Consider the following 19,244-nt stretch of genomic DNA (forward strand, 5'->3'; position numbering starts at 1 on the left):
CCGACGCGCCCCGCCGCACTTCCCCGGGGCATCCCCCATGGCCGCGTCATGGCGACGGGGGCGCTGCCCGTCCATCGACGTCGAGCTCGATCGTGAACTGCTGGTCGGCGTCGACGAGGTAGCGGTCGAGCAGCGGCGAGTAGGTGCGGACATGCACGGTGCGGCCGTCGGGCATGAGCTCGAGCAGGCGCAGGTAGCCCTCGCCGCCGACCGCGCGCATCTGATAGTTGGCGAGCATCTGGTGGACGACGCGGCCGTGGTCGTCGACGCTGGCGAGGTAACCGGTGCCGTCGCCGAGGATGTGCCCGCTCAGGGTCATGACGAAGCGGTGGCGGCGGACCAGCTTCTGCCACAGCTCCTCGCCGTCGTTGACCGACCCGGGGGTCGCGTAGTCGTGGGGGTTGTGCTTCTGCGGGTGCAGCGCGTCGGTGTGGTCCTGACGCAGGTCGTTGTTGTCGAGGTACGCGTGGGTCACGAGGATCCCCAGGTGATCGGGGTGCGCGGTCATCACCGCGTCGGCCCAGGCGACGACCTCGTCGCGCGGACCCCACTCGAGCATCAGCGCGATCCAGGCGTGGCCGCCGGCCTCGAACACGCGATACGTGTTGTCGAGCTTGCCCGCCTCGAAGGCCCCGCCGAAGCTCGGCGACGCCGCGGCGTCGGCGAACGAGAACCACTCGTTGAGGCCGGAGTCGCGGCTGGTGGCCGTGCCCGAGGGGCCGTAGTCGTGGTTCCCGGGCACGAGGGCGTACGGGACCACGCCGTCGAGGAGGCTCATCGCCGCGCTGGCCCGCTCCCACTCGAGGTCCGTGTTGTTGTGGACGATGTCGCCGAGGTGAAAGACGTGGGCGATGCCCAGCTCCTCGGCCTTCTGGGCGATCCACCAGGCCTGCATCTCGAGCAGGCCCGGGTATCCGAGCGCGTAGTACTGGGTGTCGGGCAGCACGGCGAACACCGTCGAGCCGGGGGTGAACGGCGACGACTGCAGCGACCGCGGGGCGCTCGCGGGCGGCTCGTCGGCGGCGAGCGCCGCCCGTTCCTCGTGGCGCTCGGAAGTCATGACATCGTCGATAGTCTCGATCTGCGCCGACTCCTCGTCGGTCTCCCAGCCCGAATCATGGCAGGCCGTTGCGAGCAGGCCGATGCCGAAAAACCACGCGTCCCCGGAGATCCTCATGCCGCGAATGCTGGCAGTCGCCGGCGTCATCCTGGCGGAGCGCCGGAAACTTCTCTCCGCCGATTGTCACGAGCCCGTGGCGAGCGGGCGCGCCGCCGGGACGCGACGAGAGGGCTCGCCTGTCTTTGCAGACATGTACGAAGTGACTACCCGGCGGCGCAGGCGCCGGGTAGCAGGATTGCCGCTCGCGGGCCGGCCGGCGCGACCGACGACCCGAGGAGGATTTCGCGGCGCGGCTCCGCGTCGAATCGACCCGCCGAGCGCCGCGTCGACGTGCCGACCTCCGCTGCTCCCTGGTTGATGTTTCCGCTGGCCCCACCGCCCGGACACGTTAATTCGCCGCCGTCCGAATCGTCGCAGTGAACCTGGACCGTGGCGGCCCGAATGTGCCGTGGACGAGCCGTCGGGGGCCCGGTCTGCGCCGGCTCGACGATGCACGCGGCGGGTTTTGTCCTGCCCGTCGCGCTCGCGCCGGTGATGGTGCCCACGCTCGTCGGCTCGCCGCTGCTGCTCGCCGCGCTCGCGCCGGTGCTCGCGCCGGTCGTGCTCGTGTTGTTCGACGCGTCGTCGCCGCGCTCGCACCGTTGCGCGGGTCGGAGCGACGTCGTCGCCTGCGCCCACGGCATCGAAGGCTCCTCGCCGCCGATCGACCGCCTCTCGGCAGGGTCCGTGCGACTCGCGGCGCAGCGCCGCGTGCTCCGCGTCGTAGCGGCCGGCGCGACGAGCCGCGCGAGGCCGCGAGTCGAAGCCGGCGGCCGTGGCGTTGGCGGCCCCGGAGGGTCACCGTCGCGTCAAATCAGGCGGCCGGTGCCGGCGGCGCCGCGCTCCCGTGTCATGGTGCCGGCGTGGCGACCCACGCGATCGTCCTGTCGGTGCTCGGGGCGCTGGCGCTGTTCTTGCTCGGGCTCGAGGAGTTGTCGAGCGCGCTGCAGTCGCTCGGCTCGGAGCGGATCCGCGCATGGCTGCTGCGAATGTCGCGGCGGCCGTGGCTCGCGCTGCTCACCGGCGTTTGGACGACCGCCTTGCTCGACTCGTCGTCGGCGGTGATCGTGCTGCTGATCGCGCTGGTCGACGCGGATGCGCTCGACTTCGAGAACGCGCTCGGGATCGTGCTCGGCGCCAACATCGGGACCACCGTCTCGAGCCAGATCATCGCGCTGAACATCGGCCAGGCCGCGCCGGTGTTGCTGTTCGTCGGGGTGCTCGGCCGGCTGTTCGCGCGCTCGCAGCGGACCGAGCTGCGGCTGCGCGTCCTCACCGGCGTCGGCCTCGTCTTTTATGGCCTCGAGGCGGTCGAGGCCGCCGTGGAGCCGTTGCGCGCCGCTCCCGACGTCCTCGCCTGGCTGCAGTCGCTGACGGAGCCGATGCGGGGGCTCGTCGCCGGCGGCCTGGTCACGCTCGTGATCCAGAGCTCGTCGGCGACGCTCGGGCTGGCGATCCAGGTGTGCAACGGCGGGATGATGCCGTTGACGGCCGGGGTCTCGGTGATGCTCGGCGCGGAGATCGGCACGTGCGCCGACACGCTCGTGGCCTGCTCCGGACGCAGCCGGGCGGCCGTGCGCACCGGCCTGTTTCACCTGCTCTTCAACATCGTCTCGGTCGCGCTCGGCGCGGTGTGCATCGGAGTCCTGACCGCAGGCGCCGCTGCGCTCAGCCCCGGCGCGTCTGCAGGGCGGCAGCTGGCGAACGCGCACGTGCTGTTCAATACGATCGCGGCCCTGCTCGCGCTGCCGCTCGTGCCGTGGGCCGCCCGCGGGCTGCGGCGATGGCTCCCCGACCGCCGCCCCGCGTGACAACCGACCCATGGCCTCGCGGGTGGTTTGCAGGAATGGAAAACGGGTTGCCATGGATGCACGTTGCTGGGCACCCGTCCGCCCTGCATCCTTCGCGCCCATGTACGACTTTACGGGCAAGACGGTGGTGGTGACCGGCGGTTCGATGGGCATCGGGGCGGCCTTCGCCCGCGAGCTCGCGCGGCTCGGCGCGCGGTTGGTGTTGGTCGCGCGCAGCGAGGAGAAACTGCGCGCGCTCGCGGCCGAGCTCGCGGCCGGACACGGCGTCCGCGTCGACGTGATCGCCGAGGACCTCGCGCGCCCCGGCGCCGCGGCGCGCGTCCACGCGGCGGTGCAGGCCCTCGGCCTGGAGGTCGACGTGCTGATCAACAACGCCGGCTTCGCCACCTACGGCGCGTTCACGACCGTCGACCTGGCGACCCAGCGCGAGGAGATCGATCTCAACGTCGGCGCCCTGGTCGAGCTGACCTACCTGTTCCTCCCGGACATCGAGCGCCGCCGCGGCGGCGTCATCCAGGTCGCCTCGACGGCCGCGTTCCAGGCCGTGCCGTACATGGCGGTGTACGCCGCCAGCAAGGCGTTCGTGCTGTCGTTCAGCGAGGCCCTGTGGGCCGAGTACCGCGGCCGCGGCGTGCGGGTCCTGGCGCTGTGCCCCGGCGCCACCGACACCCCGTTCTTCGCGCGCGCCGGCGAAGCGGCCGCCTTCGGCAAGAAGGCCGCCGCCGAGGACGTGGTCCGCCTCGGCCTCAAGGCCTTCGCGGCCGACCGCTCGCACGTCGTCCACGGCCTGAGCAACTACGTCACCGCCCTGTCGAGCCGGTGGTTCACCCGCGAGTTCGTCGCCAGGCTGTCCGGCCGACTCATGCGGCCGAAGCCGGCCAGGGAGCTGCACGCCACGGGCGCGACGCAGCCCTGATCGGCGCGCGGCCGGCTGCCGGCCCGACCCGGACCCCGTCCGCTCCCTGGCGCGCCGGCGCTCGGTCGCGGTCCTGGGATCGACGCACTCGGCCGCCAGCATCGCGGCGAGCGGCACGAGCAGCGTCACGCGCGGCTCGCCGCCGGTCGCCCCGTTTTTGCGGGAGCGACCGGCGTCGTGTTCACGGCATCAGCGTCAGCGTCAGCGTCACGCTGTCGATCGTGCCGGCGTCCGAGCCGGCGCGGTCGCCCGCGCAGAACTTCCACGTGCCCTTGGCGGCGATGCCGTCGAAGTCGGCGAAGCTCAGGCCGGGGCCGGCGCCGTGGTTGGGGAAGTAGTCGCAGGCCCCGTCGGCCTGGCACACGGTCGCCCCGTCGGCGAGGGTGTTGCCCATCAGCTCGGCGTTCTTCAGCCCGCCGTCGCGGAACAGCACCGGGAAGTCCTTCGAGATGTTGGACGAGTCGCCGCCCGAGCCGGACACGCCGTCGTCGAGCGGCTCGGTGTTGCCGGGGCGGCTCATCACCGTCAGCACCTTGTTGTCGGGGCTGACCAGCTTGAACACCAGGTCGCCGACCCACGTGTGGGTGATGCCGACCTGCAGCGTGACGTCGGCGACCTTGTTGGCGTTGTTGACGTTCAGGTTGACGCAGGCCATCTGCGCCAGCTGGCCCTTGTACGTCCCGTCGGGCACCGCGACGCCCAGCCCGGTCAGCTTGACCTGCGCCCCGAGCTCGAGCTTGCACGTCGCGTCGCAGCCGTCGCCCGCGACCGCGTTGCCGTCGTCGCACTGCTCGGTGTCCATGCGCAAAAAGCCGTCGCCGCAGGTCGCCGTCTGGCACTGCACGCACGCGTCGGTGTCGATCGGGTTGCCGTCGTCGCACTCCTCGACGCCCGCGAGCACCAGGCCGTCGCCGCACTCCGCCTGCTGGCAGATGTTCGTGCACGCGGCGTCCTCGGCGTTGGCGTCGCCCTCGTCGCACTCCTCGCCCGCCTGGACGAAGCCGTCGCCGCACGCCGCGTTCTTGCACACCGTCGTGCAGGCGTCGTCGTTGCTCTGGTTGGCGTCGTCGCACTCCTCGTCGGGGGCCTTGAAGCCGTCGCCGCAGACGTTGTCGGTGCAGTCCGACTTGCACCACGCCTCGTCGCCGTTCTTGGGCCCGTCGTCGCACTGCTCGTGGTTGTCCCACACCAGGCCGTCGCCGCAGGTCGGGAGCTGGCAGCCGAGGGTGCAGTCGCCGGTGTCCTTGTTGTCGGGGCCGAGGTCGCAGGCCTCGCCCGCGCTGCCCTGCGTGAACCCGTCGCCGCAGGTCGCCGGCTTGCACAGCGTCGTACACGCGTCGTCGTTGTCGGCGTCGCCGTCGTCGCACGCCTCGCCGGCGTCGAGCACCCCGTTGCCGCACGCCTCGAGCTCGCACGCCGCGTTGCAGCCGTCGCCGGGCTCGGTGCCGCCGTCGTCGCAGGCCTCGCTCGGGCTCCGATCGCCGTCGCCGCAGACGTTGAGCACGCAGCCCGCCAGACACTCCTGCCCGGGGCCGTTGTCCTTGCCGAGGTCGCAGGCCTCGACGCCGTCCTGGACGAAGCCGTCGCCGCACACCGCCTGCTTGCATGCCGCCGTGCAGGCCGCCGTCGGGCCGTTGTTCGCCTCGTCGTCGCACTCCTCGCCGACGACGTCCTGGACCAGCCCGTCGCCGCAGGTCGCGCTCGTGCAGGCGTTGGTGCAGGCGTCGGTGTCGACGCCGTTGCCGTCGTCGCACTCCTCCATCAACCCGGCCACCCCGTCGCCGCACTCCGGCACCGCGCACGCGTTGGTGCACGCGTCGCCGTCGCGGCCGTTGCCGTCGTCGCAGCCCTCCCCCGGCCCCACGGCCCCGTCGCCGCACACGTTCGGCGTGCAGTCGGCCTTGCACGCCTTGCCGTCGCCGTTGTCCGCCCCGTTGTCGCAGCCCTCGCCGGCCTCCACCACCCCGTTGCCGCACTCCACCGGCGGCATCCCGGTCGTCGAGTCCGTGTCCGTCTCACCCGGCTCGCCGGTCGTCGTCGACTCGCCGGTCCCCGTCTCGCTCGCCGACGCCGTCTCCGTGGTCGAGGTCTCCGGCTCGCCCGAGCTCGTCTCGTCGACCGCCGTCGTGTCGGTTCCGGTGCCGGTCTCCGTGCCCGTGCTCGTCTCGTCGACCCCCGTGGTCCCGCTCCGCCCGCCGCAGCCCGCGGCCAGCGCCGCCGTCATCACCAGAGCGCACAGATCGCCCTTCCCTACCCAACGCTCAAATCGCATCGGCCGACAGTAGAGCCCGGCACGAATGCCGGCAACGCGCAATGTCGTGCCTGCGCGGGCGAACGCGTGCATTCGCATGATCTCGCCCCGCGACCCCGGCGGACCAGGCGCAATGTCGTGCCGCGGGCGAACGCGGACAGTCCTATGATTTCGCCCCGCGGCGCGACCGGCGACGCGCAACGTCGGGCCTCCACGGGCGAACGCGGACACTCGCATGATTTCGCCCTGCAGACAATTACTCCGCGGCGATCGCAGGCGTCGCCTGGCCGAGCCCGCGGCCGTCGCCGCGCGCGCGTGAATCAGCGCTTGCCCGCGGCGCGAGGGGCCCGGCGATGCCGAATCAGCGCGCCCGCCCGACGCACGGCTCGCCGGCTCGCGCCGCCCGTCACGGCTCGCACACGCACGCGCACGCCGGATGGGCGGCGTCGGCCGCGGCGCCCGATTCGCACGCGTCGTAGCCGAGCGCCTCCGCATAGCACCTGTCCACCAGCCGCGTGGCGCCCTGCGCCTCTTCGCGGAACGCGGGCGCGATCAACATCCCCGGCTGCCCCGGCTGCGACCCGTGGCACCCCCGGATCGGCAGGCAGGCCGGCGGGACCGCCTGCTCGGCGAAGGGCACGCAGCGCTGCTCGTCCACCGTCTCGCAGTCGCCGGTGACGACCACGGTCCGCACCCAGGCGCAGCGATACGAGGACTTCACGATCCCCTCGCACGCCGCCGCCGACTCCGCCGCCCCGCAGGCCGCCACCGCCGCCTCCTCGCCGTCCTCGCGCTCGCACCCGCCACCGACGGCGAGCGCGAGCACCAGCAGCGCCAGGGTCGACGGAGCCGCACCGGGGCGTGAATCGTTCGCGCGGTCGCTCATCCTGGCGGAGAGGTTAACACACCCTCCGGCCGCCGAAGGCCTGCCCGCCGCGCCCGCTCAGCGGATCGATCGGTACCCACCCCGCACCCCGCGCTTCGACAGCACGATCTGCCACAGTTGATTGCGGCAGCCGGCGCGGAACGACCCGGCCATCGTCTGCAGGTAATAGCTCCACATCCGGTAAAACCGCGCCGGCATCGCCGCCCCGCGCGCCTCCGCGTAGCGGACGAAGTTCGCGTGCCAGGCCATGACCGTGCGGTCGTAGTCGGCGCGGAAGTTGTGCCAGTCCTCGATCACGAACAGGCCCTGGACCGCGCGGCTGATGTCGGCGGTGGCCGGCAGCGCCCCGTTGGGGAAGATGTGGCGGTTGAGCCAGGCGTCGGTGCGTCCGTGCTCGTTGCCGATCGTGTGCAGCAGGACCAGCCCGTCGTCGCGCAGCAGCCGGTGGGCCGTGGCGAAGAACTCGCGGTAGTTGCGGTGGCCGACGTGCTCGAACATCCCCACGCTGCAGATCTTGTCGAACGGGCCCATGCGCGTGAGCGCCGGGTCGCGCCAGTCGAGCGCGTGGTACTCGGCCCCGCGCCCGTCGTCGTGGGCGGCGGCCCAGTCGCGCTGCGGCGCCGACACCGTGACGCCGACCGCTCGCGCCCCGCGGGTCCGGGCCGCGTGGCGGACCAGCCCGCCCCAGCCGCAGCCGATGTCGAGCAGCGACTCGCCTGTCCCGAGGTACAGCTTGGCGCAGACCAGCTCGAACTTGGCCCGCTGGGCCGCGTCGAGGTCGTCGGCCGCGCGCCAGTAGGCGCACGAGTAGGCCATCGTCGGCCCGAGCATCGCCGCGAACAGCGCGGTGTCGAGGTCGTAGTGGACCTCCGCCACCTGGATCGCGCGCCGGCTCGACTGCAGGTTGACCAGCCGCGACGCCGTCGCCAGCACCGCCGTGCGCCAGTCGAACAGCGCCTCGTCGCCGCTGGTCGCCAGCACCCGCGCCGTCAGCTCGTCGATCGCCGCGCAGTCCCACCAGCCGTCCATGTAGCTGTCGCCGAGCGCCAGCGACCCGCCGAGCGCGACCCGCCGCCAGAACCGCGGGTCGTGGACGTGGATATCCCAGGGGTCAGGTCCGCCCACGCGCGCCCCGGCGCGCTCCAGGGCCCGCTCGATCGCCCGTCGCGCCGCGCTGCCCTCGCCGCCCACGCCGTCAGCCCCGCTTCTTCAGCGCCGCCAGCGCGCTGGCCTGGGCGCGCACGCTGTCGGGGGCCATGACGACCTGCATCGCCATCCGGTCGAGCTCGGGGTGGGCGGCGATCGCCGCCAGCGTCGGCTGCTGCAGCGCCTGCTTGCTGGCCGCGTAGGCCGACGCGCTGTCGACCCCAATCCGCCGCGCCTCCTCGAGCGCCGCCGCCAGCAGCTGCTCGGGCGCGACCACGCGGTGGAGCACGCCCAGGCGCTGCGCCCCGGCGACGTCGTAGAGCTGGCCCGACAGCGTCATCTCGGCGGTCGCCGGCGTCCCGAGCGCGTAGCGGACCATCTCGATGTACGTCCACGGCATCGGGATCCCGACCGGCACCTCGTTGATGGCGAAGCGCGCGCGGCCCTCGGCGCCGACCCGCACGTCGCACGCGACCGCCAGGATCAGCCCGCCGGCGAACGTGTTGCCGTTGATCGCCGCCACCGTGCGCCGCGGCAGGGTGAACACCCGCAGCAGGCTGCCGCGGAAGCGGTCGAACCACGCCTGCAGCTCGTCCATGTCGTTGCGAGCGAACCGCGGGAACACGTCCTCGAAGTCGAGCCCGGCCGAGAACGTCTTGCCCTCCGCCGTCAGCACCACCGGCAGCGCCGGGTGTTCCTGCTCGACCTCGTCGAACGCCGCGTGCAGGTCGCCGAAGAACTCCGGGTTCATGCGGTTGACCGGGTTCGAGCGCATCGTGACGATCACGGCGCCCTCGCTGCGTTCCACGCTCCACCTCATACGAATGGCTCCCCGCGCTCGCTCGCGCCGGCTGTCCCTTGCGACAGGCTCGTCGGCGTCTTCAGGTCCCACACCAGGCCGAGCGCCGCCCACAACCGCAGCACGTACCAGCCGACGTCGAACTCCCACCACACGTGGCCCTGGCGGGCCGACGACGAGAACCGGTGGTGGTTGTTGTGGAACTCGCCGAGCGCCAGCACTCCGAGCGGCCAGTGGTTGCGGCTGAGGTCCTCGCAGGCGTAGCGGCGGTAGCCGCCCCACGCGTGGCTGAACGACTGCACCCAGTGCGTGATCTCCCAGATCAGCACCGTCGGCAGCAGCCCGCCCCACAGCACGCCCTCGACACCCCAATAATGATACAGCCCGACGCACATCGCCGCGAACGGCACGAAGTGCCAGGTGTCGAGCCAGCGCAATTCGGGGTAACGCGCCAGGTCGGGGATCGCCGCGTGCTCCGTCACCCGGTTGCGGCGGTCGAGGAACCACAGGTAATGCGAATAGAAGAAGCCCTGGAACTGCGGCGAGTGCAGGTCGCGGCCGGTGTCGGCGTGGCGGTGGTGGCGGCGGTGCGTCTCGGCCCACCAGATCACCCCGCCCTGCAGCGTCGTGCTGCCGAGCAGCGCCAGCAGGAGCTGGAACCACCGCGACGTCTTGAACGCGCGGTGGGCGAAGTAGCGGTGGAACCCGACCGTCAGCGCGAACATCCGCACCGCGAAGCAGCCGGCGAAGATCGCCAGCGCGTGCCACGACAGCCCCGTGTACACCACCCCGAGGCACAGCGCGTGGACCAGCAGGTAAAACCCCGCCGCCGACCACGACAGCTGCGACAGCGGCAGCGAACCCTTGCGGCGGCCCTCCTGCATCGTCTCAGCTCCCGGCCGCCTCGAACGGCGCCGCCTCGGCCGGCCGCACCGCCGGCAGCGGCGCCCCCGGCCGCCACTTGCGGTCGTACACGTAAAGCTCGCGCGCCAGCCCGCACGCCGCCAGCGCGCGGACGATCGCCCAGCCGACGTCGAACTCCCACCAGCGGGTCGAGAACTTGGCCGAGCGCGGGAACCGGTGGTGATTGTTGTGAAGCTCCTCGCCGGCGATCACCAGCGCCAGCGGGACCACGTTGCGGCTGCCGTCGCGGGTCTCGTGATTGCGGTACCCCGCGTGGTGCCCGAGCCCGTTGATTACCCCCGCGCACAGCGGCATCCACATCAGCTGCAGCGCGAAGCCCAAGAGCCCCAGCCACGGCCCCAGCAGCCCGAGATACATCGCGGCCAGCAGCGCCAGCCCGAGGTTGCTGCGCCCCTCGTAGAGGTTGCGCTCGAGCCAATCATCGGGGCAGTCGTGCCCGAACCGCCGCAGCGTCGCCTCGTTCGTGCTCTCGCGGAAGTAATAGCGGTACCCGGCGAAGAAGATCGGCGCGATCCCGTGGACCACCGGCGAGTGCGGGTCGCCCTCGCGGTCGACGTACGCGTGGTGCTTGCGGTGGACCGCCACCCACGCCCGCACCCGCGTGCCCGTGGTCAAGAAGATGAGGAAGCGGAACACGTGCGCCGGCGCCGGGTGCAGCGCCACCGCCTTGTGCGCCAGCGCGCGGTGGGCGTAGACGCTGATGCTGATGTTGGCCAGCCAGCCGAACCCGACGCAGAGGAGGAGGACCGAGAGCACCGCGCAGATCCTTATCAGGCGCAGCCCGGGCGCGTCAACGCCGGCGCACGGGGACGCGCCCCGAGTCCTCCCGGCGCCGGGCGGCTGCTTCACCCCTCGACACCCCATGACATGGCCCTTCTGCCATGCCCGATCGAGCATGTTTTAAAGTTAACCTCACGCCTCGTCCGCCCGCGGCGCGACCGCGGCGACCGCCCGGTGGACCGCCGGCGGATCGATCACCGCCAGGTACAGCAGCACCATCGTCGCCGAGAACGTGTGGACCGGCAGCAGCACGTACAGCCCGGCGTGGAACGCCGCGCCCAGCGGCAGCAGCCACCGGTGCCACCGGGGTCGCCACACCCCGATCGCCAGCGCGAACTCCAGGGCGACCACCGTCCACGCCGCCGTCGCCGACACGATCGTCAGACCTGTCCCGAGAGGCAGGTCCGAGCCGACGTAGTAGAACCCCGCGATCTGCTCGAGCCGCGCCCCCGACAGAAAGCCGGCCTCGCACTTGTCGATCGCGCTCCACAGGTACACCGCCGACAATTGCGCCGTCATGAGCCGCAGCCCGAGCAGCGGCCCGCGCTCGGCCGGCGCCGGCAGCCCGCGGTCCCGCGCCCGCGCCAGCGCCCGCCAGCGATCGACGGACAGCGAGCGCCCGCACGGCGTCAGCGCGCACAGCACCGTCGCCGACATCAGCAGGAAGTGGTGGTGGTGGATCCACGCCGTGCGCCCGCCCGCGGCCCCGACCGCGAAGTACATCGTCGCCACCACCGCCGCCGCCGTCGCCGTCGCCGCGCGCGTCCACAGGCCGACGAGCATCGCCGCCGTCGCCGCGAAGAAGCCGACCGACAGCGCCAGCATCGCCGGCCCCTCGGCCTGCACGAGCACCATGTCCTCGCCCCAGCGGGCCCACAGCAGCAGCGCGAGCCCGATCCGGATCAGCGCCATCGGCACCGTCGAGCCCTCGGCCCCGGCCCACGCCACGAGGCGCGCCCACGCGGATTCACGGGTCTTCATGCCCACGCGGCCGCGTCCCCGGGATCTGCGGCCGCGGCGGCAGCGGCCGGCACAGGTCGTGTTCACCGGCGTGCAGCGGCACCCAGCCGCGCATCGTCGCGATGCTGGCGCGCGCGCGCAGGTCGACCGCCCCGAGCTTCCCGCACAGCTCGCCGGCCACCCGCAGCAGCCCCGCCTCGCCGTTCATCGACCGCAGCCAGCGCGGGGCGGTCCGCCGTTCGCGGCCCAGCGCGGCGTAGCGATCGATCGGCGTCTCGCGCCCGTCTCCGTCGCGGACGCTGAACTCCGCGACCACCAGCCCGACGCCGACCTCGTTGAACAGCTCCCAGTCGCGCACGAACCGGCTGCGCCCGCCGAACACCTGGCGGTACGCCGGCATCAGCAGGAGCCCCGCCGCGACCGCGACGAACACGAGCGCCCGGGTCCGCGTCGCCGTCGTCGTCGTCACGGCCCGACCCTAACAAATTCCGCTCCTCGCAGCGCGCTCGGGCCGTGACGGATCGTCCCAAGCCCGGCCACCTGTCGGTTCGGACCTTCCAACTATGCCTGCATCGCGCGCGCTGCTGCCCCTCCTCCTCGTCGTCCCCGCCTGTCCCGAGCGCCCGTCCGGGGACACCGAGACCGGCACCGGCCCGAGCACGGGGCAGGCCCCGGGCACCGACGGCGAGAGCTCGGGCACCACCGTCGGCTCGACGACCCCGGGCACCGGTCCCACCGGCACCACCGCCGTCCCGCCCACCACCGGCGTCACCACCGACGACACCGCCACCACCGTCGCGCCGTCCACCACCACCGACGCCGCCACCACCGACGACACTGCCACCACCGTCGTCGACCCGAGCGGCACCACCACCAGCACCACGGGCATCAAGCTCGACCTGCCCGCCGCGCAGTGGCCCGCCGGCCTCGTCGGCTGCACCCTCGACGCGCCGGCCGGCACCCTGCTCACCGGCGGAAGCGACCTCGGCCCGTTCACCGCCGACCGCGCCTACTTCGGCTGGTGGGGCTTCGAAGACATGGAGCTGCCGACGCTCCTGTTCCTCTCGCCCGGGGCCGACGCGGCCCACGAGCTCGTGGAGCGGGACGGCAGCACCGGCCCGGTCTACTACGGCGACGTCGTCGCCGAGCCGTTGCTGATGGGCGGATGGGTCGGGAGCTGGGACGTGAACCTCAGCGTCCGCGCCGACGGCATGGTCACCTTCCCCCAGCCGCAAGGCGGGATGGACATCCTCGAGCTCGCCGGCAACTGGGACGCCGCCGATCCCGCCGATCCGCCGCGGCTCGTCGGCACGGTGAAGGGCACGATCTCGGGCCCGTTCGACGCCGTCTTCTGCGACAAGCTGGTCGAGAACATCTTCCCCGAATGACGGCACGCGCGCGGGCGCGCTGTCCGCGGCGAATCATGATTCGCCGCTGCGATCCCATCGGCACGCCGCTCCGCGCTCCCACTCGCTCCCCCGCCCTCGCCTTGACGGCTTCCGCGGCTGCCGGCCATCTCGAGCGAGAAGGGACCGGCTGCCACCGCCGCCCGGTCGAGAGCCCATGCCGACACGTCGCTCGCCGTTCATCCTCCCGCTCGTCCTGTTCGCCTGCACCGATCGTCCGCTCGGCGACACCGACGGCAGCACTGCCGGCCCGAGCACCAGTGATTCTCCCCCGGCCACCGGCACCAACACGGACGCGCCGGGCACCGCGACGGTCCCCACCACCGGCACGCCGCAGCCCACCACCGCGACCACCGTCGATCCGAGCGCCACCACCGCGATCGATCCGAGCGCCACCACCGCGATCGATCCGAGCGATACGACCCTCGATCCGGGCGGAACCACCACCTTCGACCCCCAGCCGAAGCTCGACTTCTTCCTCCCCGGACCGAACCACGGCCTGTCCGGTTGCACCCTCGAGGCGCCGGCCGGCACGATGGTCAGCGGCAGCTCCTCGCTCGGCCCGTTCGCGGCCCAGCGCGCCTGGTTCGGCTACGTCGGCTTCGACGAGGAGCCGTTCACGCCGGTGCTGATGTTCGTCTCGCCGGCCGCCGACCCGGCCACCGAGCTGCAGGACAAGAACGGCAGCAGCGGCCCGATCCTCTTCGCCGACGTGTCCACCGATCCCTTCCTCGAGGGCAGCTGGGTCGGCACGTGGCCGATGTCGGCCAACGTCTTCGCCCAGGGCATGCTCGGCGAGCTCGCGCGCCCCGACGCCGTCGTCATCGACGACCTCGCCGGCAACTGGTCGTCCTTCGACCCCGCGGACCCGCCGCGGCTCGTCGGCAGCCTGCAGGGCGGCATCGCCGGCCCGTTCGACGCGGTGTTCTGCGACAAGCTGAACGTATTCATCATCCCCGAATGAATCGAGGCGGCGCCGATCCTCACAGGGGGCGAACGCCTCAGAATCGCAGCAGCAGCCCGCCCGGGCCGACGCCGACCTGCGGCGCGCGCTCCGGGAGCCGCTGATGGAGCAGCCGGTCGGTGAAGATCGCCGCGGGCACCAAGCCCGCGACCGCCACCGCGGTGAAGATCGGCGCCGCGATCAAGGCCCCGCGGCGATTGGGGCAGTCGCGGACATAGCTGCCCTGGTGTGCATCGCCGCAGGTGCCGAGCATCACGAGCGGCACCGCCGTGCCGACCAGCCCGACGATCGCCACGGTCCACGACACCGCGGCCTGGATCTTCAGCTTGCGCCGCTGCGCCTGCCACTGTTTCTCGGGGATCACCGGCGGCACCAGGTCGGGCGGTGTGATCGCCACCAGCGGCGGCGGCACCATCGGGGGCGACGGCTCGCCCTCGTGGTCGGGCCGCACCATCTCGCGCTCCTCCGGCGGCGCGGTGCGGGCCGCCGCGCCGGCCGGCGCCAGCGAAAAGGCCACGCCGGCCGCCAGGGCGAGGCTCGCCCGCATCACGACTCCGGCCGCAATTCGACCTTGAGCCAGCCCGGCCGGCGCAGGTCGAACGCCTTGTACGCGGCGATGACGTCGGTCAGCGGCTCGACGCGGGTGATGAATTGCAGCGGGTCGACGGTGCCGCTCTTCACCAGGTCGAGCAGCTTGGGGATGTACTTGCGGTGGTGGCAATTGCCCATCTTCACCGTCAGGTTCTTGTTCATCGCCTGGCCGATCGGGAAGAACCGGGCCGTCTGCGGGTACACGCCGACGATCGACAGCGTGCCCGCCTTCGCCAGCGCCTCGACCGCCCACTCGAGCGCCTGCGACGGCGCGTCGCCGGGGTGCCAGTGCTCGCCGTCGGGGTTCGGGCGCGGGGCGACCTCCTCGAGCTCGCGCGCGTGTTGGTCGTACTTGCGCTCGGCCTCGGCGCGGGCGGCCCCGCGGTGGGCGTGGCAGGCGTCGACCCCGACGGCATCGATCGCGCGGTCGGGCCCGATCCCGCCGGTCAGCGCGCGCAGCGTCTGGACCGGGTGGTCGACGTCGAAGTTGATGATCTCGGCGCCCTGCGCCTGGGCGATGGCCAGGCGCGACGGCTCGTTGTCGACCGCGAAGATCCGCACCGCGCCCATCAGCCGGGCGCTGAGGATCGAGAACTGACCGACCGGCCCGCAGCCGAACACCACCACCGTGTCGCCGTCCTTGATCTCGGCGTATTCGGCCCCCATGTAGCCGGTCGGGAAGATGTCCGACAGCAGCAGCGCCTGGTCGTCGCTGACCTCGTCGGGCAGCTTGACCAGGTTGACCGCGGCGTACGGGATGCGGGCCTTCTCGGCCTGCAGCCCGTGGAACGGCCCCGACTCGGCCGGCCCGCCGTAGAACGCGGTGCCCGCCTGCGGCCCCTTCGGATTGACGCGATCGCACTGGGCGAAGTAGCCGGCGCGGCAGTACGAGCAATAGCCGCAGGCGATCGTCGACGGGATCACCACCCGGTCGCCGACGCGGAAGTTGCGGACCTCCTTGCCGAGCGCCTCGATCACCCCGACGCCCTCGTGGCCGAGGATCGTGCCCGCCTGCATGCCCGGCATGCTGCCGCGGATCATGTGCAGGTCGGTGCCGCAGATCGCGCTGGCGGTCAGCCGGACGATCGCGTCGGAGGGCTCGCGCAGCTTCGGTTCGGCGACATCCTCGAGGCGGATGTCCCCCACATCACGAAAGACGACGGCTCGCATGGCGGCGCTTATGCGACGTTTCGCGCCGGCGGCAACCCGCCTCCGGCCGGCCTGCAGCCGCCCCGCGTCCGGGTCCGTTGAGCCTGCTGCGACCGCCTCGAGGCGCCGATCGCAGCCCGCTTGCGACCCCTGGGAACCGCGCTAGCTTCGGCCCACCCCGCCGGGGACTGGAGGTCGCGCATGCGCATCGCGCAAGTGGCACCGCTCTTCGAGAGCGTCCCCCCGCACAAGTACGGCGGCACCGAGCGGGTCGTCTCGTATTTGACCGAGGAGCTCGTGCGCGCCGGCGCCGACGTCACGCTGTTCGCCTCCGGCGACTCGGTCACGCGCGCCGAGCTCGACCCGATCTGCGCCCGCTCGCTGCGCCTCGACCCCGAAGTCCGCGACCTGCTGGCGCCGACCATTTGCCAGCTCGAGCGCGTCGCGCGGCGCGCCCGCGAGTTCGACGTCGTCCACTTTCACATCGACTACCTGCATTTCCCGCTCAGCCGCCGGCTCGGCCTGAAACAGCTGACCACGCTGCACGGCCGCCTCGACCTCCGCGAATTGCAGGACCTCTACGACGAGTTCCGCGACATGCCGGTCGTCTCGATCTCGCTGGCCCAGCGCCGCCCGCTCGCCCAGGCGCAGTTCATCGGCAACGTCTACCACGGCCTCCCGCTCGACCTCTACCGCTTCGACCCCGAGCCCGACGACTACCTGGCGTTCATCGGCCGGATCTCGCCGGAGAAGCGGGTCGACCGGGCGGTGGCGATCGCTCGCCGGCTCGGCATGCGCCTGCGGATCGCCGCCAAGCTCGACCGCGTCGAGCGGGATTACTACGAGCGCGAGATCGCCGGGCTGTTCGCCGATCCGCGGGTCGAGTACGTCGGCGAGATCGGCGAGGCCGACAAGGGCGCCTTCCTCGGCAAGGCCCGCTGCCTGCTGTTCCCCGGCGACTGGCCCGAGCCGTTCGGCCTGGCGATGATCGAGGCGATGGCGTGCGGCACGCCGGTCGTCGCGTTTCGCTGCGGCTCGGTCCCCGAGGTCCTCGACGACGGCGTCACCGGCTATTGCGTCGACTCGCTCGACGCCGCCGTGGCGGCGACGGCGCGGGCGATGGCGCTCGACCGTCGACGCTGCCGCGAGCGCTTCGAACGGCGCTTCAGCGCCGAGCGCATGGCCCGCGATTACATGCGCCTTTATGGTGCGCTCGTGGAGGATCGCGGCGGGGTGGCCGCGTGAGCGATGACCAGGCACGCGGAAGACGAAGAGGACCGGTTTCAGATCCTCGCCACCGCCTCGCTCACCCTGAGCGGGGCCCGCGTGCTCAAGCAGGGGGACACCTTCGCCGTGTTCGACCGCTTCGGCGACATCCGCCCGTGGGGCGTGCTGGGCGCTCAGGGCCTCTACCACGACGGCGCCCGCTTCCTCTCGGCCCTGCGCCTGCGCCTCGACGGCCAGCTGCTGCCGCTGCTGAGCTCGACCGTCGGCGACGACAACGTGGTGTTCGTCGTCGACATGATGAACCCCGACCTCCCGCCGGGCGGCGAGCTCGTCGTTCACCACGGCACCCTGCACGTGTCGCGCGAGAAGTTCCTGTGGCAGGCCGCCTGCCACGAGCGGATCCAGATCACCAACTACGGCCCGGACCCGGTCGACATCGACCTCGAGATCGCCTTCGCCGCCGACTTCGCCGACGTGTTCGAGGTCCGCGGCACCCGCCGCGACCGCCGCGGGGCGATGCACTCGCCTGAACTCACAAACAGCTCCGTCGTGCTCGCCTACACCGGCCTCGACGAGGTCGTGCGGCGCACCCGGCTGAGCTTCGACCCGCCGCCCGAGGTCCGCGCCCCCGACCGCGTGCTCTACCGCCTCCACCTCGCCGCCAAGGGGACCCGCGAGATCCACGTCACCGTCGCCTGCGAGCTCGGCGACGGGGCTCCGGCGGCGGGCACGACCTTCACCGGCGCCCTCGCGCAGGCGGCCGACGTCTTGCGCGAGTTCGCGGCCCACGACTGCACCATCCACAGCTCGAGCGAGCAGTTCGACGACTGGATCTGCCGCTCGCTCGCCGACCTGCGGATGATGATCACCCGCACCCCCGCGGGCCTGTACCCGTACGCCGGCGTGCCGTGGTTCTCGGCCCCGTTCGGGCGCGACGCGATCGTCACCGCCCTCGCCGCCATGTGGGTCAGCCCCGACCTCGCGCGCGGCGTCCTGCGCTTCCTCGCCGCCAGCCAGGCCGACCGCATGGATCCGGCCGCCGACGCGGAGCCCGGCAAGATCGTCCACGAGATCCGGGGCGGCGAGATGGCCGCGCTCGGCGAGATCCCGTTCCGCAAGTACTACGGCAGCGTCGACGCCACCCCGCTGTTCGTCGTCCTCGCCGCCGCCTACCACGAGCACACCGGCGACGGCGCCACGATCGCGGAGCTGTGGCCGCAGATCGAGCGCGCCCTGATGTGGATCGAGCGCTACGGCGACCTCGACGGCGACGGCTTCGTCGAGTACGGCCGGCGCTCCGAGCACGGCCTCGTCCATCAGGGCTGGAAGGACTCGCACGACGCCGTGTTCCACGCCGACGGCAGCCCGGCCGAGGGCCCGATCGCGCTGTGCGAGGTCCAGGGTTACGTCTACGCCGCCTGCCAGGGCGGGGCGCGCCTGGCCGAGCTGCTCGGCGACGAGGGCCGCGCCCGGATCTTGCGGGCCCACGCCGAACGCCTGCGCGCCCGCTTCGACGAGGCGTTCTGGTGCGAGGAGCTCGAGGGCTACGCGCTCGCGCTCGACGGCGGCAAGCGGCCGTGTCGCGTGCGCACCTCGAACGCCGGCCAGTGTCTGTTCAGCGGCATCGTCCTGCCCGAGCGCGCGCGCCTCCTCGCCGACCGCCTGCTCGCCGACGACATGTTCTCCGGCTGGGGCATCCGCACCGTCAGCACGCGCGAGCGGCGGTACAACCCGATGTCGTATCACAACGGCTCGATCTGGCCCCACGACAACGCGCTTATCGCCCTCGGCCTGTCGCGCTACAACCTCAAGGACCACGTCCTCCGCGTCATGCAGGCCATGTTCGAGGCGACCCAGTTCGCCGAGCTCCGCCGCCTGCCCGAGCTGTTCTGCGGCTTCCCTCGCCGCCACGGCGCCGGCCCGACGATGTACCCCGTCGCCTGCTCGCCGCAGGCCTGGGCCGCCACCACCCCCCTGTTGCTGCTGCAAGCCGCCCTCGGCATGAGCGTCGACGGCACCGAGGGCCGCGTCCGCTTCCTCCGCTCCGCCCTGCCCCCCGCGCTCGAGCGGATCTCGATCCGCAACCTCCGCGTCGGCGCCGGCAGCATCGACATCGCCCTCCACCGCCACCCCGAGGACGTCGGCATCCACATCACCGGCCGCCGCGGCCCGGTCGAGATCGTCGCCGTCAAGTGAGCGACGCCCGAGCCGAGCGCCGCGGCTGCGTCTCGTCGGTTCGTCCTCCGGCGCTCTCCGCTTCTCCTCCGGGCCCGGT

At 72.4% G+C, this 19,244-nt stretch carries 18 protein-coding genes; 6 read left to right on the forward strand and 12 right to left on the reverse strand.

Annotation, left to right across the window (positions count from 1 at the left end; all coding sequences use genetic code 11):
- Window positions 1-46 precede the first annotated feature (46 nt).
- Window positions 47-1,177, reverse strand: coding sequence for a metallophosphoesterase (locus NAEX_RS03940; protein WP_170135434.1), 1,131 nt, complete (start codon window positions 1,175-1,177; stop codon window positions 47-49).
- A 146-nt stretch (window positions 1,178-1,323) separates the two neighbouring features.
- Window positions 1,324-1,803, reverse strand: a complete 480-nt coding sequence (locus NAEX_RS49560) for a hypothetical protein (protein WP_170135435.1) — start codon at window positions 1,801-1,803, stop codon at window positions 1,324-1,326.
- A gap of 219 nt (window positions 1,804-2,022) precedes the next feature.
- Here NAEX_RS49560 and NAEX_RS03945 point away from each other — a divergent pair, with 219 nt between their 5' ends.
- Both NAEX_RS03945 and NAEX_RS03950 read left to right on the forward strand, forming a co-directional pair.
- Window positions 2,023-2,970, forward strand: coding sequence for a Na/Pi cotransporter family protein (locus tag NAEX_RS03945; RefSeq protein WP_170135436.1), 948 nt, complete (start codon window positions 2,023-2,025; stop codon window positions 2,968-2,970).
- A 100-nt stretch (window positions 2,971-3,070) separates the two neighbouring features.
- Window positions 3,071-3,886 (forward strand): SDR family NAD(P)-dependent oxidoreductase, encoded by an 816-nt coding sequence (locus tag NAEX_RS03950; protein ID WP_096326181.1) that lies wholly within the window; start codon window positions 3,071-3,073, stop codon window positions 3,884-3,886.
- Between the two features lie 181 nt (window positions 3,887-4,067).
- Here NAEX_RS03950 and NAEX_RS03955 read toward each other — a convergent pair whose 3' ends face one another.
- From NAEX_RS03955 to NAEX_RS03990, 8 genes are all read right to left on the reverse strand, one after another.
- A complete protein-coding gene (locus NAEX_RS03955) occupies window positions 4,068-6,158 on the reverse strand; it encodes a DUF4215 domain-containing protein (protein ID WP_170135437.1) in 2,091 nt (696 codons plus the stop codon).
- 385 nt (window positions 6,159-6,543) lie between these two features.
- Complete coding sequence (locus tag NAEX_RS03960; RefSeq protein WP_096326183.1) at window positions 6,544-7,023, reverse strand: hypothetical protein; 480 nt, start codon at window positions 7,021-7,023, stop codon at window positions 6,544-6,546.
- Window positions 7,024-7,080: 57 nt separating this feature from the next.
- A complete protein-coding gene (gene cfa / locus NAEX_RS03965) occupies window positions 7,081-8,214 on the reverse strand; it encodes a cyclopropane fatty acyl phospholipid synthase (RefSeq protein ID WP_096326184.1) in 1,134 nt (377 codons plus the stop codon).
- Window positions 8,215-8,218: 4 nt separating this feature from the next.
- Window positions 8,219-8,977 carry an enoyl-CoA hydratase/isomerase family protein gene (locus NAEX_RS03970; RefSeq protein WP_170135438.1) on the reverse strand — a complete coding sequence of 253 codons (759 nt, stop codon included), beginning with the start codon at window positions 8,975-8,977 and terminating at the stop codon, window positions 8,219-8,221.
- Window positions 8,978-8,985: 8 nt separating this feature from the next.
- A complete protein-coding gene (locus NAEX_RS03975) occupies window positions 8,986-9,852 on the reverse strand; it encodes an acyl-CoA desaturase (protein WP_096326186.1) in 867 nt (288 codons plus the stop codon).
- Window positions 9,853-9,856: 4 nt separating this feature from the next.
- Window positions 9,857-10,648 (reverse strand): fatty acid desaturase, encoded by a 792-nt coding sequence (locus tag NAEX_RS03980; protein ID WP_170135439.1) that lies wholly within the window; start codon window positions 10,646-10,648, stop codon window positions 9,857-9,859.
- 156 nt (window positions 10,649-10,804) lie between these two features.
- Entirely contained in the window at window positions 10,805-11,653 is an 849-nt protein-coding gene (locus NAEX_RS03985; RefSeq protein ID WP_143140440.1) for an HTTM domain-containing protein, read from the reverse strand.
- The gene (locus NAEX_RS03990) at window positions 11,640-12,101 is read right to left on the reverse strand and encodes a hypothetical protein (protein WP_096326189.1); all 462 of its coding nucleotides are present in this window, start codon (window positions 12,099-12,101) and stop codon (window positions 11,640-11,642) included. Before NAEX_RS03990 ends, NAEX_RS03985 begins: the two co-directional genes overlap by 14 nt.
- A gap of 94 nt (window positions 12,102-12,195) precedes the next feature.
- Here NAEX_RS03990 and NAEX_RS03995 point away from each other — a divergent pair, with 94 nt between their 5' ends.
- Together NAEX_RS03995 and NAEX_RS04000 are read left to right on the forward strand one after the other, a co-directional pair.
- Window positions 12,196-13,020 carry a hypothetical protein gene (locus NAEX_RS03995; RefSeq protein WP_096326190.1) on the forward strand — a complete coding sequence of 275 codons (825 nt, stop codon included), beginning with the start codon at window positions 12,196-12,198 and terminating at the stop codon, window positions 13,018-13,020.
- Window positions 13,021-13,195: 175 nt separating this feature from the next.
- A complete protein-coding gene (locus NAEX_RS04000; RefSeq protein WP_096326191.1) occupies window positions 13,196-14,002 on the forward strand; it encodes a hypothetical protein in 807 nt (268 codons plus the stop codon).
- Window positions 14,003-14,039: 37 nt separating this feature from the next.
- On the opposite strand, the gene NAEX_RS04005 is transcribed toward NAEX_RS04000, so the two are convergent.
- The gene (locus NAEX_RS04005) at window positions 14,040-14,549 is read right to left on the reverse strand and encodes a hypothetical protein (protein WP_096326192.1); all 510 of its coding nucleotides are present in this window, start codon (window positions 14,547-14,549) and stop codon (window positions 14,040-14,042) included.
- Window positions 14,549-15,763: a zinc-dependent alcohol dehydrogenase gene (locus tag NAEX_RS04010; protein ID WP_096326193.1), complete on the reverse strand. Its 1,215-nt coding sequence runs from the start codon at window positions 15,761-15,763 to the stop codon at window positions 14,549-14,551. The genes NAEX_RS04005 and NAEX_RS04010 overlap by 1 nt, the downstream gene beginning before the upstream one ends.
- A gap of 180 nt (window positions 15,764-15,943) precedes the next feature.
- On the opposite strand from NAEX_RS04010, the gene NAEX_RS04015 reads away from it, so the two are divergent.
- Together NAEX_RS04015 and NAEX_RS04020 are read left to right on the forward strand one after the other, a co-directional pair.
- Complete coding sequence (locus NAEX_RS04015; RefSeq protein ID WP_096326194.1) at window positions 15,944-16,987, forward strand: glycosyltransferase family 4 protein; 1,044 nt, start codon at window positions 15,944-15,946, stop codon at window positions 16,985-16,987.
- 3 nt (window positions 16,988-16,990) lie between these two features.
- Complete coding sequence (locus NAEX_RS04020; protein ID WP_096326195.1) at window positions 16,991-19,165, forward strand: amylo-alpha-1,6-glucosidase; 2,175 nt, start codon at window positions 16,991-16,993, stop codon at window positions 19,163-19,165.
- Window positions 19,166-19,244: the final 79 nt, after the last annotated feature.

Origin of the sequence: Nannocystis exedens (assembly GCF_002343915.1) — a bacterium.
GTDB classification, from domain to species: domain Bacteria; phylum Myxococcota_A; class Polyangia; order Nannocystales; family Nannocystaceae; genus Nannocystis; species Nannocystis exedens.